Below are 15,491 nucleotides of genomic sequence, written 5' to 3'. Positions count from 1 at the left end.
CGAAATCCGGCGATGCGCCGCAGGCTATTCCTCTGTCTTGAGCACGATCAGGCGCGCGCCTTCCGCCACCTGCGCGCCAGGTTCGGCGGCAATCTCCGCCACCTCCGCATCCGACGGTGCCACCAGCACGTGCTCCATCTTCATCGCCTCGACGATGGCGAGCCACTGCCCCTTCTCGACCCGGTCGCCCGGCTGCACGAACACGGCCACGAGCTTGCCGTGCATGGGCGCCTTCACCGAGCCGCCCTCGTCCATGTGCTCGAGATCGACGTCGAAGGGGTCGTAGGGCTGCACCAGCGTCTGACGTCCATGGCGCAGGATGTATAAGCCGTGCGGCGCCTCGATCTCCCGATCGATGTCCTCGTCGGCCCAGGGATCGCCAGTGCCGACCGCGACCGTGCTCGCACCGGGATGCTCGGAGCTGAAAACCTCCCGCGCCTCGACCCGTTCGCCATCCGCAAGAAGCGGCATGCCGACGCTGCGGGTTCCGAGCAGTTGAAAGCCGTCCGGCGCCGACCATGGCGAGGATGGCTCGTCGCTCTTCTGCAGTTCGGCCATGCGCAGCCGCTCGATCTCCCGCGAAATGAGCGCCGCCGCACCGAACGATACGGCGACATCGTCGCGCGGCTGAGGCCCGACCCCGAGCGCATCGAGGTTGCGGTCGATGAAGCCCGTGTCGAACTGCCCTGCCCTGAAGCCCTCAGCCTCGCAGAGCTTTTTGAGGAAGCCGGCGTTGGTCTTCGGGCCGGCGACGATCGTCTGCCCGAGCGCCTCCGCCAGCCTGACCAGGGCTTCCTCGCGGGTCGCGCCATGGGCAATGACCTTGGCGATCATCGGATCATAGTAGGGCGTCACCTCGGCACCGGCCTCGACGCCGGTATCGATGCGGATCCCCTCGCCTTCCGGAAATTCCAGCGCCCAGAGCTTTCCGGTGGAGGGCAGGAACTCCTTCTCCGGATCCTCCGCGTAGAGCCGCGCCTCGACCGCATGGCCGCCGATGGTGAGATCTTCTTGGGCGAACGGCAGAGTCTCGCCGGATGCAGCCCGGAACTGCAGTTCAACGAGGTCGAGCCCCGTGATCGCCTCCGTGACCGGATGCTCCACCTGCAGGCGGGTGTTCATCTCCATGAAATAGAAGCGATCCGGGCGCAGGCCCTCGCGGCCATCAGCGATGAACTCGACGGTCCCGGCGCCCACATAGCCGACCGCCCGGGCGGCCTCGACGGCGGCCCGGCCCATCACGTCGCGCATCTCGGGCGGCATGCCGGGAGCGGGCGCCTCCTCGATGACCTTCTGGTGGCGGCGCTGGAGCGAGCAGTCGCGCTCGAAGAGATGCACCACGTTGCCATGCTGGTCGGCAAAGACCTGGATCTCGATGTGGCGCGGCGAAAGGATGTATTTCTCCACCAGCACGCGTGGGTCGCCAAAGGCGTTCTGGGCCTCGCGCTGAGCGCTTTCGAGCGCTGCATCGAAGTCTGCCGCCTTCTCGACCCGCCTCATGCCCTTGCCGCCACCGCCCGCAACCGCCTTGATGAGAACCGGATAGCCGATCTCATAGGCCTTCTGGCGCAGGAAATCCGGATCCTGCTTGGCGCCGTGGTAGCCGGGCACCACCGGCACCCCGGCCTGCTGCACGAGGGCCTTGGCGGCATCCTTCAGGCCCATGGCCTTGATGGCGGAGGCCGGCGGACCGACGAACACGATGCCGTTTCTGGCGCAGGCATCGGCAAACTCGGCCCGCTCCGACAGGAAGCCGTAGCCGGGATGGATGGAGGCGGCCATCGTACGCTTGGCGACCTCAATGATCTTATCAATCTGGAGATAGCTCTCGCGGGCGGGCGGCGGGCCGATGAGATGAGCCTCGTCGGCCATCTGCACGAAGAGCGCATCCGCATCGGCTTCCGAATAGACCGCGATGGTGCGCATTCCCAGCCGCTGGGCAGTGCGGATGATGCGGCACGCGATCTCGCCGCGATTGGCAATCAGGACGCTCTCGAGCATGTCCATCCCTTATTCGATATCCGTTCGGGTTTTGGGAAACCTAGAGCAAACCTCAAGGGACTTGTCACGCGGGAACCTCCATGAGGGCGCCGACTCCAACAGACTGGCCTTCCCATTGTGGTTAGACCCAGCTCCCGGTGCAACTTTGTGCAACTCTCCTCTTGCTCGAACGTTTGTTCCACGCTAGCCTTCTATTGCAAATAATTTGCAACTGCAGAAAGTGCCCATGGACCAGCCGGCCCCTATCTCCCTCGTGCAAAAAGCCGCATGGCGGCGCTCCTCGGACCTGCCCTCCCTGCCGGAGGTCAACCGCTCGATCACCGTGCGGCCGGGATCGACCTGGCGACGGGCAGCAGCCTTCATGGGGCCGGGCTATCTGGTGGCTGTCGGCTACATGGACCCCGGCAACTGGGCGACCTCGCTGGCGGGCGGTTCGAAATACGGCTATGCCCTGCTTTCGGTGGCGCTGATTTCCAACATCATGGCGATCATCCTGCAGTCGCTCTGCGCACGGCTGGCGGTGGCCACCGGCCGCGACCTCGCCCAGGCTTGCCGGGACGCTTACCCGAGGCCCGTCGCCTGGGGGCTGTGGCTGCTGGCGGAACTTGCCATCTGCGCCACGGATCTCGCCGAGGTCATCGGCACGGCCATCGGCCTCAATCTGCTCTTCGGCATTCCGCTGGAGATCGGCGTCATCATCACGGCGCTCGACGTGTTCCTGATTCTCTACCTGCAGAATCTCGGCTTCCGCTGGGTCGAGGCCTTCATCATCACGCTGCTCGGCGTCATCGCCGTCTGCTTCGGCATTCAGATCGCCATGGCCGATCCGGATTGGTCCGGCGTGATCACCGGTTTTGCCCCGACGACCCAGATCGTAACCGACCCGGACATGCTCTACCTCGCGCTCGGCATCCTCGGCGCGACAGTGATGCCGCATAACCTCTACCTGCATTCCGGCATCGTGCAGACCCGCGCCTATGGCGATACTTTGAAGGAGCGGCGCGAGGCGCTGCGCTTCGCAACCCTCGATTCCACCATCGCGCTGATGTTCGCGCTCACCATCAACGCCTCTCTGCTCATTCTCGCGGCAGCCGCCTTCCACCACACGGGCCGCACGGAGATTGCCGAGATCGGCGAGGCCCACACGCTGCTGCAGCCCCTGCTCGGCAGCGCCATCGCCCCAATGCTCTTTGGCCTCTCGCTCCTGTGCTGCGGCCTGAATTCCACCGTGACGGCTACCATGGCGGGCCAGATCGTCATGGAGGGCTTCATCAACTTCAAGATGGCGCCCTGGATGCGCCGCCTCATCACCCGCGGCATCGCGATCATTCCTGCGGCGGCCGTCACCATCGCCTATGGCGAGAGCGGCACGGCGAAGCTCCTGATCCTGAGCCAGGTGATCCTGAGCCTCCAACTCCCCTTCGCCATCATCCCGCTTGTGACGATGACTGCCTCCAAGGCCAAGATGGGCGCCCTCGTCACGCCGCGCTGGCTCACGGCCCTCGCCGGGCTCATCGCGGTGGTGATCGTGGTGCTGAACGTGAAGCTGCTGGTGGATTTCGTGCTGGGGTAGCGGGCGCCACACTGTCATTCCGGGGCGGCTCGTCAGAGCCGAGACCGGAATCCATAAACACAACACAGACGAGAAAGGCGCTGCGATCATCGCAGCGCCTTTTCTGTTCACCCTTGCGGATATGGATTCCGGGCTCCGCTACGCGGCCCCGGAATGACAGGGGGCTGTTACGCGTCCTTCAATCGCCCGAGCGCCTCTTCCATCTTCGTCTTGCGGGTCAGCGCCTCATCGCGGCGTTCGCGCTGCTCATCCACCACTTCTTCCGGCGCGCGCTTGATGAAGTCCGCGTTTCCGAGCTTCGCGTCGATCTTAGCCACATCCACGTCCAGCTTCTGGATTTCCTTGGCGAGGCGGGCGCGCTCGGCATCGAGGTCGATCACGCCTTCCAGCGGCAGGGCCGCCACTTCGCCGCGGATGAGGAGCTGGATCGAGCTCTTCGGAGCCGCATCGGCGAAGGAGATGTCGGAGATGCGCGCAAGGCGCTTCACGATATCGCCCCAGCGGCCGGCGCGGGCCTGCACGTCGGAGGAGGATGCCACGAGCAGCAGGGGGATCTGCGCGCCTGCCGGCACGTTCGTCTCCGAACGGGCGGAGCGGATCTCGTTGACGAGGTCCACCACCCAGCCGATCTCCGCCTCGGCGTTCTCGTCGACGAGGTGATCGAGGTTGGACCAGGCGCTCAGCGCCAGAATCGCCTCGCGCCGCGGACCGTCCTCGCCCTTGATCGCCCACAGCTCCTCCGTGAGGAAAGGCATGAACGGGTGCAGGAGCTTGCAGATCTCGTCGAAGATGAACGCGATCGTGGCCCGCGTTTCGATCTTCGCCGGAGAATCGGCGCCCTGCAGCACGGGCTTGGAGAGCTCGAGCGTCCAATCGCAGAAAACGTTCCACACGAAGCGGTAGGCTGCGCCCGCTGCTTCGTTGAACTTGTACGCCTGGATGCCCGCGGAAACCTCGCTGATCGCCTTGGCGCATTCGCTGAGCGCCCACTTGTTGAGCGTCTCCGTCACGGTCTTGGGATCGAAGCCCTCGACGCGCCGGCACTCGTTCATCTCGGCAAAGCGCGCTGCGTTCCAGATCTTGGTCGCGAAGTTGCGGTAGTTCTCCACGCGCTGCACGGAGAGCTTGATGTCGCGTCCCTGCGCGGCCATCGACGCCAGGGTCATGCGCAGGGCATCGGCGCCGTACTGCTCCACAACGTCGAGCGGATCGATGACGTTGCCCTTCGACTTCGACATCTTGGCGCCCTTCTCGTCGCGGACGAGGGCGTGGATGTAGACCGTGTCGAAGGGCACTTCGTCCATGAAATGCAGGCCCATCATCATCATCCGGGCGACCCAGAAGAAGATGATGTCGAAGCCTGTCACAAGCGTGTTGGTCGGATAATAGCGCTTGAGCTCCGGCGCGTCGGCAGGCCAGCCGAGAGTCGAGAACGGCCACAGGGCGGACGAGAACCACGTGTCGAGCACGTCCTCGTCACGCTTGAGCGCAACGTCCTGACCGTGCTTGGCGCGAGCCTCGGCGCGCGCCTCCTCTTCGCTCATGGCCACATAGGCATTGCCCTGGTCGTCATACCAGGCGGGAATCTGGTGGCCCCACCAGAGCTGGCGCGAGACGCACCAGGGCTCGATGTTCTCGAGCCACTGGAAATAGGTCTTCTCCCAATTCTCGGGTACGAACTTCGTCTGGCCCTTGCGCACAACATCGAGAGCGCGGTCGGCGAGCGGCTTCACGTTCACGTACCACTGGTCCGTGAGGTAGGGCTCGATCACCACGTTCGAGCGGTCGCCGTGCGGAACCGTATGGGCATGCGGCTCGATCTGGACGAGGAATTCGCGCTCTTCGAGCATCGCGACGATGCGCTTGCGCGCCTCGACACGGTCGAGGCCATCGAGAGCGAGAACGGCCTTGAGATCGTCCGTCTGAGCGAGCCCACCGAAGAAGTCTTCGTTGCCGGCGAGCGCAAGCTGCGCTTCCGTGCCGAAGATATTGATGAGCGGCAGCTTGTGGCGGCGGCCGACTTCGAAATCGTTGAAGTCATGCGCAGGCGTGATCTTCACCGCGCCGGTGCCCTTCTCGGGGTCCGAATACTCGTCGGCGACGATCGGGATGCGCCGGCCCACCAGGGGCAGGATCGCGAATTGCCCAATAAGGTCCTTGTAGCGCTCATCCTCCGGATGGATGGCCACGGCCACATCGCCGAGCATGGTCTCGGGCCGGGTGGTGGCGACCGTGATGGAGCGGTCGGGCACACCCTCGATGGCATAGCGGATGTGCCAGAGGTTGCCCTTCACCTCGACCTGCATGACCTCGAGGTCTGAGATCGCCGTCTGGAATTTGGGGTCCCAGTTCACGAGGCGCTTGTCCTTGTAGATCAGGCCCTGCTTGTACAGGTCCACGAAGACCTTCAGCACGGCCTGCGACAGGCCCTCGTCCATGGTGAAGCGTTCGCGCGACCAGTCGCAGGAGGCGCCGAGACGCTGGAGCTGGCTCTTGATCTTGCCGCCGGACTCTTCCTTCCACTCCCAGACGCGGTTGATGAATTCCTCGCGGCCGAGGTCGCGGCGCTGGATCTGGCGCTCGGCCAGCTGACGCTCCACGACCATCTGGGTGGCGATGCCGGCATGGTCCATACCCGGCTGCCAGAGCACGTCCTTGCCGCGCATCCGCTCGAAGCGGCAGAGAATGTCCTGAATCGTGTTGTTGAGGGCATGCCCCATGTGGAGCGAGCCGGTCACGTTCGGCGGCGGGATGACGATGGTATAGGGTACGGCGTTCTTGCGATCCTCGCGACCAGCCTTGAAGGCCTCGGCCTCCTCCCAGCGGGTGGAAATGCGTGCTTCGACAGCGGAGGGATCGAACGACTTGTCCATCATGATAGGTACCGGCCAGTTGGCGCGAATAACGCGCAAGCAAGACGGCTACAAACCGGACCGACCGGCTGAAGTCAACAGACGGAGGGCAATCTCACCCCCGGCTGCGGGTCACGCGCTCGATTTCCGCCCGGACCAGGCGCTCGACCATGGAAGGAAGATTGTCGTCGAGCCAAGTTTTAAGCATCGGCCGCAGCATCTCCTTCATCAGATCCTCGACGGTCTGAGGCTGAGCGGGCTTGACCGTCTCGCTCAAGCGGCTGAAAGCGCCGGACACCGAGGCACTGGCCTCGCTCGAGAGAAGCCTATCGGTTGCCTCGGGAGCATGCTTGGCCGCTGTCCGAGCAGCCTTCAGGACGGGCTCGGGCACGACGATCGGCGCGGGCGCTTGATCTTCCGGCTCTTTGAACCCCTTCACGTCTCGCTCGGATTCGGATTCGGGACGGAAATCGTCGAAGGCGGCCTCTCCTCGGCTCCAGGGACCCAGGAGCGACTCGTTGGCGCTCGTGCCCATCAATGGCGATACGTGGAGTTCCGCGATGTCCAGAACGTTCTTCAGGGGTGAGGAAATCGGCTCCTGGGCTTCGGAGGGCAGCGGCTCCTCATGGTCATAGGAGATGATACGCCGGATGGAAGCCAGAATATCTTCCATCGATGGCTCGTTAACTTTCAGGCTCGAGGAACCCATAGCCACATCCAAATCAAACTACGCAAGAATCACATTCTGAGGAATGTTCGTTAAGTATTTTACTTAGCACTCGTGAAAACAAGCGGGGCCAGAACTAAAAAGCTCTGGCCCCGAAGCTTATCAACGTCCGTCAGGCGTCGATGTGCCGATCCACAGATCCTTGACCTGATCGTAATGGATCTTCGGGCTGTAGTGATTCACCTTCAAGGCCAGTGCGCGGGAGTTGAGCCGCCCCATGGCATTGACGAGGCTGTAGGAGGCAACCACCCGGTCGCGCTGAGCTTGGATGAGATTGACGCGGGCCGTCAGAAGTTCCTGCTGGGCGTTCAGCACGTCGAGGGTCGTGCGCTGGCCGACGCGGGCCTCCTCGCGCACGCCGCTGAGTGCGGTCTCAGCGGCATCGATCTGCGCCTGTGCGGCCTGGATCTGCGCGCGGGCCGCCTCCAGACGTCCCCAGGAAGACTGCACGGCAGCGCGAACCTGATCACGCACCGAGTCGGCTTCGAGGCGACGCTGACCGGCCTCCTCCTTGGCCTGCCGGGTGGCAGCATAAGCCTGACCGCCCTCGTAGATCGGAACCGTCAGGCGGGCGACCACGGAGGCCGACAATGCGCTGTCCCCCTCCGACTGCCGGTCGTAGCGCTGGTCGACCGATCCTGCGACCCCCACTTGCGGCGCGAGAGCGCCCTGGGCAACCTTCACCTGCAGCTCAGCCACATCCACGGCATGCTGACGTGCCTTGATGGCCGGATGCTCGCTCAGGGCGATCTTCACGGCGGCATCGATCGAGCGGGGCGTCAGGCGGTCAAGGGGACGTCCAGGGGCCAGCTGCTGCGGGTCGACGCCGACGACCTGGCGATAGACGGCAATGCTGTTGCGCAGATTGGCCTCGGCCAAGCTCGCCTCGGACCGGGATGCTGCAATGCGGGCTTCCGCCTGGGCCACGTCGGTTCGGGTCACCTCGCCGACGTTGAAGCGGTCTCGCGTCTGCCGCAGCTGCTCGTCGATGACTTCGACGTTGTTGCGCTGCAGGTCGAGGATCGCCGTATCCCGCAGGACGTCCATATAGGCCGTCGCGGCATCGAGCAGCACGCTCTGCTCAGTCGTGTTGAGCTGTTCTCGTGACCCAAGCACGCCGGATTCGGCTGCGCGAACCCGGTTGCTGGTCTGAAATCCGTCGAAGATGGGCTGGGTAATCTCCACGCCGAACCCACGGGGCGTCAGACGGCTGATGCTGCTTCCGCCGCCGAAGGGAGTTCTCGGCCTGCCCGTATCGGCTTCCGTGAAGGTCCGGCCGATATCTGCCGTTGCATTGACCCGCGGGCGGTAGCCGGACTTCGCCTGCGCGACGTCCTCATCCCGGACCCGAACGCCGGCCCGCTGGGCATTCAGGTCGGGGTTGTTGCCATAGGCACGCGCCAAGGCGCTCTCCAAGGTTTCCGCCGATGCCCCGCTGGCGCCCATCAGCACGAGCACCGAGGTCATCGCCCCAAAGAGCAAGCGATACGTCTTCTTGGAATTCTTTTCGTTCACGCGCACCTGCCCTACCGATTCAAAGCCGTCGACCGCCATCGAGGCCATTCTAGAAATCGTTCCGACTCAAAGCGCAACAATACCCAAGGGAACCGAGTCGGCAACAACGCGCTGCGCTCATTTCCATTTTTGCGCCGGAGTGGCGCAAAAAAGCGACACCGCGAGCCTCAGAAATAAAGGACTTGGAAAGGATTAGAACGTGAAGCCAGGAGCCAGAACGAAAGGCGCCAGCAAAGGAGCGGCCGCTTCGAACATGGCGCGCTCACCGATGGCATCGCCTGTGCGCACGTAGAGGGTTGCACGGGCTGCGCGCCCACGGCCCTTCACGCAGGCAAGACGCCCCCCTTCGGCAAGCTGCTGGAGCAGGGCCTCAGGGCGAACCTCGACAGCGCCGTTGATGAGAATGGCGTCATAAGGAGCGTTGGCCGCATGGCCCTGCTCCAGCGGTCCCGTCACGACGGTGACGTTTCCTGCGCCGGCAGCGCTCAGGCTCTGCCTTGCGGCGACGGCAAGGACATCGTCGGCTTCGAGCGCCGTCACCCGGGCTCCAAGCTCGCTGAACACCGCTGAGGCATAGCCGCGGCCGCAGGCCACGTCGAGGACGCGGTCTCCCGCTTCGATCCCGAGAGCCTGAACCAGACGCCCTAGGATCATCGGAGAGAGCATGTAGCGGCGCTCTGCGCCATCGCTGACGAGAATATCCTGGTCGATATAGGCAAGCTCTTCACGACCCGAGAGCACAAAAAGCTCGCGCGGTACCGTGTCCATGGCATCGAGCAGGGGGATGTCGTTCACATCGAAAGTGCGCAGCTGGCCATCAACCATGATACGGCGCGCTTGAGCGAAATCGACCATCGACAGTGCCTTCAGAAATTGTTGGAGGCCTCGCCCGGAATCGAACCGGGGTGCAAGGATTTGCAGTCCTCTGCGTAACCACTCCGCCACGAGGCCATCCGGGGCGTGCCGCGAACGCGACGGCTGCTCCATAGCAAGCGTCCCCCCAAAGAGCAACAGCCCCTTTTGAACTCCGGTGCCCCAAGAAGGGGGTTGCAACGCCCGAAACCCGTGCTATATGCCTCCCACCTCGCCGGGGAACGGTCTTCGAAGACACCGCGGCGCTCAAGAAGCTCACAGATCAGCTTCTTTGGAGGTTAGGCTTATTCCGGCGTGGCGCAGCGGTAGCGCAGCGGACTGTTAATCCGTTGGTCGTAGGTTCGAATCCTACCGCCGGAGCCAACCTATCCGTCTGATCCTCGATCACAAGCTGTCGATCTCCTCGCTCTGCGGTGTCGCGTCCCGGAAGCGGGACTGTAATGTGCCGCCATGAGCAGCGATTCACACGCCCCCGTCCTCGTTTGGTTCCGCGACGATCATCGCCTGAGCGATAACCCTGCCCTGTCCGCCGCGGCAGCCACCGGGTCGCAGGTTCTATGCTTTTACGTGTTCGACGAGGCTTCCGAGGGGGCCCGTCCGCTTGGAGGCGCAGCTCGCTGGTGGCTTCATGGATCACTAAAGGCACTCGGTAACGCGTTGGAGAGCACCGGGTCCAACCTGCTGATCTTCAGAGGCCCCGCTCTCGCGACGGTCGAAGAGGTCGTCCAAGCAACCGGGGCTTCGGCAATCTACTGGAACCGCCGTTACGGGGCGGCCGAGATCGCCATCGACAGCGCTGTCAAGAAGCGCCTGGCGGATCGCGGCACCAAGGCCCACAGCTTCAATGGCCGGCTCCTGCATGAGCCCTGGGAGATCACCAACCAGGCCGGCAAGCCGTTTCAGGTCTTCACCCCCTACCTTCGGGCCGTGAACGCCCGGTCCATCCAGCCTCCGCTTCCCGCACCCCGCCGGGTGGCAGGGGGTGTCTGGGCGCAGTCCATCCTCGATCAAGCCGTCCCGCTGGCGGAGCTCGGCCTCGAACCCTCATCTCCCGACTGGGCCGGCGGCATGAGACGGGAATGGCAGCGGGGTGAGCAGGTTGCCCAAGCCGGGCTCGCCCGGTTCATCGAGACGGGGCTGGAAGGTTATGCCGAGGGGCGGGACAGGCCTTCGCAGGCAGGGACTTCGCGCCTGTCGCCGCACCTCCGGTTCGGGGAGATCAGCCCCCGCCAGGTTTGGCATTCGGTCATGAATGCGGTTGCCGGCGAACCCGGCTTGGAGCGGGATGCGCAGAAGTTCCTGAGCGAGATCGCCTGGCGCGACTTCACCCACCAGCTGCTCCATTTCTATCCGCATCTGCCGGTCAGGCCGCACAGCCGCCGGTTTGAGAACTTCCCATGGGCTAACGATCGCGCGACCCTCAAAGCCTGGAAGAGAGGCATCACCGGCTATCCCATCGTCGATGCCGGCATGCGCCAGCTTTGGCAGAAAGGCTGGATGCACAACCGGGTGCGCATGATCACCGCGTCCTTTCTGGTCAAGCACCTGCTGACCGACTGGCGGCAGGGCGAGGCCTGGTTCTGGGACACCCTCGTCGATGCGGATCAGGCCAACAATGCCTTCAGCTGGCAGTGGATCGCAGGCTCCGGTCCGGATTCGGCTCCCTTCCACCGGATTTTCAACCCGGTATCCCAGGGCGAGAAGTTCGATCCGGAGGGAGATTACATTCGAACCTATGTGCCCGAACTCTCGCGGCTCCCGCCGGGCTTCGTCCACAAACCCTGGGAGGCTCCACCCGGCGTACTTCGCGCGGCAGGCGTTGTTCTGGGCGAAACCTACCCTGCACCTGTCGTTCATCATGGCCCGGCACGAGAGCGTGCCCTCCAGGCCTTTCGCAGCCTCCGAGGTCCGGCGCCGGAACCCGCCTCATGATATCCGACGAAGAGAATAGCTTGACCCGCCGAGCCCATTGCCGTCAGCATCGCCCCGCCTTTCGCACAAAGGCTAACCGCCCTGCCACTTGTTGAGACGCTCATGACCGCCACGATGCTGCTTTTCCGCGACGACGCCTATGCCACCTCCTGCGAAGCGCGGGTTCTCGGAACCACACCGGAGGGCGGCATCGTTCTCGACCGAACTGTGTTCTATGCTCAGGGCGGCGGGCAGCCGGGGGATGTGGGCGCTCTCGTGAAGGCCGATGGCGACAGGATCGAGATCACCAACACCGTTTACGCGGCCGATCGCTCGCAGGTGGCGCATCTGGTCGGAACGGAGGCGGCATCCCGGCTGTCGGAAGGCGAGACCGTGACCCTGCAGCTCGACTGGCCGCGGCGCTTCAAGCGCATGCGCGTTCATACGGCCCTTCATCTCCTGAGCGTTGTGCTGCCCTACCCCGTGACCGGCGGCGCCATCGGGGATGGCGACGGGCGGCTGGATTTCGACATCCCGGACTCGGGCCTCGACAAGGGTGAGATCACGGACAAACTGAACGCCCTCATTGCACGCGATGCCCCCGTCACCGAGCGCTGGATCACCGATGAGGAGCTCGATGCCAATCCCGGTCTTGTGAAGACCATGTCGGTGAAGCCGCCGCGCGGGTCCGGACGGGTGCGACTGGTGGAGATCGAGGGGATCGATCTACAGCCCTGCGGCGGCACCCATGTGCGGCACACGGCTGAGATCGGTACGGTCCTCATCACCGACATTGAGAAGAAGGGCAAGCAGAACCGGCGTGTTCGCCTGTCCCTTGCCGACTGAACCCTGTCTCCCATTCGAGAGGAGTGGCCCATGTCTCAACCCTTCGTGTCGACCGCCTGGCTCCAGGAGCATGTGAACGATCGAAACATCGTGGTTGTGGACGGCTCCTGGTATCTGCCTACTCAGAACCGCGATCCGCAGGCTGAATATCTCGCAGGCCACATTCCCGGTGCTGTCCGGTTCGACATCGACACCGTTAAGGACACCGCGTCCTCCCTGCCCCACATGCTGCCCTCGCCGGAGGATTTCGCGAAGGCCGTCGGTGCCATGGGGATCAGCGAAGACATGACCATCGTCGTCTACGACGGCGCCGGCCTCTTCTCGGCCCCACGCGTCCGCTGGACCTTCCAGGCTTTCGGCGCGCGCAACGTGTCGATCCTCGACGGCGGTTTTCCCGCCTGGAAGGCTGAAGGGATGCCGGTCGAGAGCGGACCGGAGAAGCCTCGCGCTCCCCGGACTTTCACGCCCAGTTTCAACCCTTCCATTGTCGCCGATGCAACCGCCGTGCAGGGTGCGCTGCAATCAAAGGCCGCTCAGGTGGTCGATGCACGCCCGGCCGATCGCTTCAAAGGCGATGCTCCCGAGCCTCGCCCCGGCCTTCGCATGGGGCACATTCCAGGCAGTCTCAACCTGCCCTTCGACCGGATCGTCGAGAACGGCCGCTTGAAGGACCGGGAGGGACTCGAGAAGGCGATTGCCGAGGCCGGCATCGATCTCCGCCAGCCGGTGATCACGAGTTGCGGCTCCGGCGTCTCGGCGGCCATTCTCGGCGTCGCCTTCGAGGTCGCAGGCCGCCCGATCAAGGCGATCTATGACGGGGCCTGGGCCGAATGGGGAGCGCGGGAGGATCTGCCGGTGGCGACGGGACCGGGGAAGAGGGATTAGCAACCCTCACAGCCCCTTGCCCCTACGTCATCACCGGCCTTGTGCCGGTGTCTCGATCGATGAAGCACGGAGCCTTTCAGAACCGGGATGGCCGGGACAAGCCCGGCCATGACGTCAGGATGGACAAACAAGTGAAAGAAAAAGGCCCCAAGTGAACTTGGGGCCTTTTGCATTTCGGTCGATCAGCCTCAGTGCAGGATCTGGGACAGAAAGAGGCGGGTCCGCTCGTGCTGTGGGTTGCGGAAGAACTCGTCCGGCGTGTTCATCTCCACGATCTGCCCGTAATCCATGAAGATCACCCGGTCGGCCACCTGACGGGCGAAGCCCATTTCGTGGGTCACGCACAGCATGGTCATGCCCTCGTCGGCCAGCCCCACCATGGTGTCGAGCACTTCCTTGACCATCTCGGGATCCAGCGCCGAGGTCGGCTCGTCGAACAGCATGATCTTGGGGCTCATGCACAGGGAGCGGGCGATCGCCACGCGCTGCTGCTGGCCGCCGGAGAGCTGGCCCGGATACTTGTTCGCCTGCTCCGGGATCTTGACCCGGGTCAGGTAGTGCATGGCCACCTCCTCCGCCTCCTTCCTGGGCATCTTCTTCACCCAGATCGGGGCAAGCGTGCAATTCTCCAGGATGGTCAGGTGCGGGAAGAGATTGAAGTGCTGGAAAACCATACCGACGTCCCGGCGCACTTCGTCGATGCGCTTGAGGTCGTCCAGCAGCTCGACGCCGTCGACGATGATGCGGCCCTTCTGATGCTCCTCGAGGCGGTTGATGCAGCGGATCATCGTGGACTTGCCGGATCCGGATGGACCGCAGATCACGATGCGCTCGCCGCGCTGCACGTTCAGGTTGATGTCCCGCAGAACGTGGAACTCGCCGAACCACTTGTGGACATCGATCATCTCGATCGCCGGCTGGGCGTTCGGGTCGATCGCGGCGGAAGGAATATGCTGAGCAGACATTGTCGTTGCCATGGATGTTTACCGTTTCTGACCAGCCGCAAGGCGCCGCTCGACCCCGAGGGAGTATCGAGACATGCCAAAGCAGAAGACGAAGTAGAACAGGGCCGCAAAAGCATAACCCGTGATGCCGATGGTGGGCGCCGCCCAGGCCGGATCGATGCGCGACGCCTCGATGGTCTTGACCAGATCGAAGATGCCCACGATGGCCACAAGGGAGGTGTCCTTGAACAGGCCGATGAAGGTGTTCACGATGCCTGGGATCACGATGCGCAGGGCCTGCGGCAGGATGATGAGGGACATCATCTGCGGGTAGTTGAGGCCCAGGGACATCGCGCCCTCATACTGCCCCTTCGGCATGGCCTGAAGGCCGCCGCGCACCACCTCGGCCATATAGGCGGAGGCGAAGAGCGCCGTCCCGATGAGCGGCCGCAGCAGGCGATCCACCGTCATGTCGCCCGGTAAGAAGAGCGGCAGCATGGTGTTCGCCATGATCAGAACCGTGATCAGCGGCACGCCACGCACGAACTCGATGAAGATCACCGAGGCCATCCGGACGATCGGCAGCTTCGATCTCCGCCCGAGTGCCAGCACGATGCCGAACGGCAGCGACACCACGATGCCGACCGTCGCCACCAGCAAGGTCACGAGAACGCCGCCCCACAGGGACGTGGGCACATGGGCGAGACCGAAATCGAGATCGACCAGCGCGAGCGTGATGCCGATCACCGCCACGATGCCACCACCGAGGATGAGCGCCGGGCGCAGGGAGGCCTTGAGCAAGGCCGCCACGAAGGCAAAGAGCGCAATCACCAACGCGCCAAGGATGGCAAAGCCGATCCAGAAGCGGCCGCTGAAGCTCTCGTTGCCGCCCGTCAGCAGGACATACGAGACGACCGGAAACACCCAGAAGAAATAAACCGCCCCCAGATCACGGCGCGGCGCCTTCAGCCACAGGAGCCACACGACGCCGACGGCCAGGAGGGCGAAGAAGATGTTCACCCGCCAGCGCTCCGAGATCGTGTAGGAGCCGTAGATGAAGTAATTGAGCTTGTCCCAGATGAAGGCCCAGCAGGCGCCGCTCTCGCTGCCGCCGGTATCGGCGCGGCAGGCGGCGCGGTCGGTGCCGGTCCAGACCGCATCGATGATGAGGAACTTCAGGAGCGGCGGAACGCTGACATACAGGAGGTAGAAAACCACCAAAGTCAGGATCGTGTTGAAGGGACCGGAAAAGAGATTCTGCCGGATCCAGGCAATGGGTCCGCGAGCCAGATTGGGCGGAGGCAGAGCCTCCACCTCCCTGGCGCGCACGAAATTGGGCATATCGACGGCGGTGCTCATAGGAT

11 protein-coding genes and 2 tRNA genes are annotated in these 15,491 nt (G+C 63.9%); 5 read left to right on the top strand and 8 right to left on the bottom strand.

The window, feature by feature from the left end:
* Positions 1 to 24 precede the first annotated feature (24 nt).
* Positions 25 to 2,001: an acetyl/propionyl/methylcrotonyl-CoA carboxylase subunit alpha gene (locus tag AC0QTX_RS03430; RefSeq protein ID WP_474602426.1), complete on the bottom strand. Its 1,977-nt coding sequence runs from the start codon at positions 1,999 to 2,001 to the stop codon at positions 25 to 27.
* 226 nt (positions 2,002 to 2,227) lie between these two features.
* On the opposite strand from AC0QTX_RS03430, the gene AC0QTX_RS03425 reads away from it, so the two are divergent.
* Complete coding sequence (locus tag AC0QTX_RS03425; protein ID WP_474602425.1) at positions 2,228 to 3,574, top strand: Nramp family divalent metal transporter; 1,347 nt, start codon at positions 2,228 to 2,230, stop codon at positions 3,572 to 3,574.
* Positions 3,575 to 3,741: 167 nt separating this feature from the next.
* Here AC0QTX_RS03425 and AC0QTX_RS03420 read toward each other — a convergent pair whose 3' ends face one another.
* The 5 genes from AC0QTX_RS03420 to AC0QTX_RS03400 form a co-directional block, all read right to left on the bottom strand.
* A complete protein-coding gene (locus tag AC0QTX_RS03420; RefSeq protein WP_474602424.1) occupies positions 3,742 to 6,450 on the bottom strand; it encodes a valine--tRNA ligase in 2,709 nt (902 codons plus the stop codon).
* A gap of 91 nt (positions 6,451 to 6,541) precedes the next feature.
* On the bottom strand, positions 6,542 to 7,099 hold the full coding sequence (locus tag AC0QTX_RS03415) for a PopZ family protein (RefSeq protein WP_474602423.1): 558 nt from the start codon (positions 7,097 to 7,099) through the stop codon (positions 6,542 to 6,544).
* Positions 7,100 to 7,255: 156 nt separating this feature from the next.
* Positions 7,256 to 8,707 carry a TolC family outer membrane protein gene (locus tag AC0QTX_RS03410; RefSeq protein WP_474602422.1) on the bottom strand — a complete coding sequence of 484 codons (1,452 nt, stop codon included), beginning with the start codon at positions 8,705 to 8,707 and terminating at the stop codon, positions 7,256 to 7,258.
* Positions 8,708 to 8,860: 153 nt separating this feature from the next.
* On the bottom strand, positions 8,861 to 9,523 hold the full coding sequence (locus AC0QTX_RS03405; protein ID WP_474602421.1) for a protein-L-isoaspartate O-methyltransferase family protein: 663 nt from the start codon (positions 9,521 to 9,523) through the stop codon (positions 8,861 to 8,863).
* Between the two features lie 22 nt (positions 9,524 to 9,545).
* A tRNA-Cys gene (locus AC0QTX_RS03400) sits at positions 9,546 to 9,619 on the bottom strand.
* Positions 9,620 to 9,829: 210 nt separating this feature from the next.
* Between AC0QTX_RS03400 and AC0QTX_RS03395 the strand changes: the two genes are divergently transcribed.
* The 4 genes from AC0QTX_RS03395 to sseA all read left to right on the top strand — a co-directional run bounded on the left by AC0QTX_RS03395 (position 9,830) and on the right by sseA (position 13,183).
* Positions 9,830 to 9,904, top strand: a tRNA-Asn gene (locus AC0QTX_RS03395).
* Positions 9,905 to 9,991: 87 nt separating this feature from the next.
* The gene (locus tag AC0QTX_RS03390; protein ID WP_474602420.1) at positions 9,992 to 11,473 is read left to right on the top strand and encodes a cryptochrome/photolyase family protein; all 1,482 of its coding nucleotides are present in this window, start codon (positions 9,992 to 9,994) and stop codon (positions 11,471 to 11,473) included.
* Positions 11,474 to 11,575: 102 nt separating this feature from the next.
* The gene (locus AC0QTX_RS03385; protein ID WP_474602419.1) at positions 11,576 to 12,298 is read left to right on the top strand and encodes an alanyl-tRNA editing protein; all 723 of its coding nucleotides are present in this window, start codon (positions 11,576 to 11,578) and stop codon (positions 12,296 to 12,298) included.
* Between the two features lie 30 nt (positions 12,299 to 12,328).
* Complete coding sequence (gene sseA / locus AC0QTX_RS03380) at positions 12,329 to 13,183, top strand: 3-mercaptopyruvate sulfurtransferase (RefSeq protein WP_474602418.1); 855 nt, start codon at positions 12,329 to 12,331, stop codon at positions 13,181 to 13,183.
* Positions 13,184 to 13,371: 188 nt separating this feature from the next.
* On the opposite strand, the gene AC0QTX_RS03375 is transcribed toward sseA, so the two are convergent.
* Positions 13,372 to 14,088 (bottom strand): amino acid ABC transporter ATP-binding protein, encoded by a 717-nt coding sequence (locus AC0QTX_RS03375; RefSeq protein WP_474602685.1) that lies wholly within the window; start codon positions 14,086 to 14,088, stop codon positions 13,372 to 13,374.
* A 78-nt stretch (positions 14,089 to 14,166) separates the two neighbouring features.
* On the bottom strand, positions 14,167 to 15,486 hold the full coding sequence (locus AC0QTX_RS03370) for an ABC transporter permease subunit (protein WP_474602417.1): 1,320 nt from the start codon (positions 15,484 to 15,486) through the stop codon (positions 14,167 to 14,169).
* Positions 15,487 to 15,491: the final 5 nt, after the last annotated feature.

Source organism: Microvirga sp. jy35 (genome assembly GCF_056148915.1).
This window is presented reverse-complemented; position numbering and strand designations above follow the sequence as displayed.

Coding starts and splice junctions, on each gene's coding strand:
- AC0QTX_RS03410 (WP_474602422.1), bottom strand. CDS start 8,707: ATGGCGGTCGACGGCTTTGAATCGGTAGGGCAGGTGCGCGTGAACGAA.
- AC0QTX_RS03370 (WP_474602417.1), bottom strand. CDS start 15,486: ATGAGCACCGCCGTCGATATGCCCAATTTCGTGCGCGCCAGGGAGGTG.
- AC0QTX_RS03420 (WP_474602424.1), bottom strand. CDS start 6,450: ATGATGGACAAGTCGTTCGATCCCTCCGCTGTCGAAGCACGCATTTCC.
- AC0QTX_RS03385 (WP_474602419.1), top strand. CDS start 11,576: ATGACCGCCACGATGCTGCTTTTCCGCGACGACGCCTATGCCACCTCC.
- AC0QTX_RS03430 (WP_474602426.1), bottom strand. CDS start 2,001: ATGCTCGAGAGCGTCCTGATTGCCAATCGCGGCGAGATCGCGTGCCGC.
- AC0QTX_RS03425 (WP_474602425.1), top strand. CDS start 2,228: ATGGACCAGCCGGCCCCTATCTCCCTCGTGCAAAAAGCCGCATGGCGG.
- sseA (WP_474602418.1), top strand. CDS start 12,329: ATGTCTCAACCCTTCGTGTCGACCGCCTGGCTCCAGGAGCATGTGAAC.
- AC0QTX_RS03405 (WP_474602421.1), bottom strand. CDS start 9,523: ATGGTCGATTTCGCTCAAGCGCGCCGTATCATGGTTGATGGCCAGCTG.
- AC0QTX_RS03375 (WP_474602685.1), bottom strand. CDS start 14,088: ATGATCGATGTCCACAAGTGGTTCGGCGAGTTCCACGTTCTGCGGGAC.
- AC0QTX_RS03390 (WP_474602420.1), top strand. CDS start 9,992: ATGAGCAGCGATTCACACGCCCCCGTCCTCGTTTGGTTCCGCGACGAT.
- AC0QTX_RS03415 (WP_474602423.1), bottom strand. CDS start 7,099: ATGGAAGATATTCTGGCTTCCATCCGGCGTATCATCTCCTATGACCAT.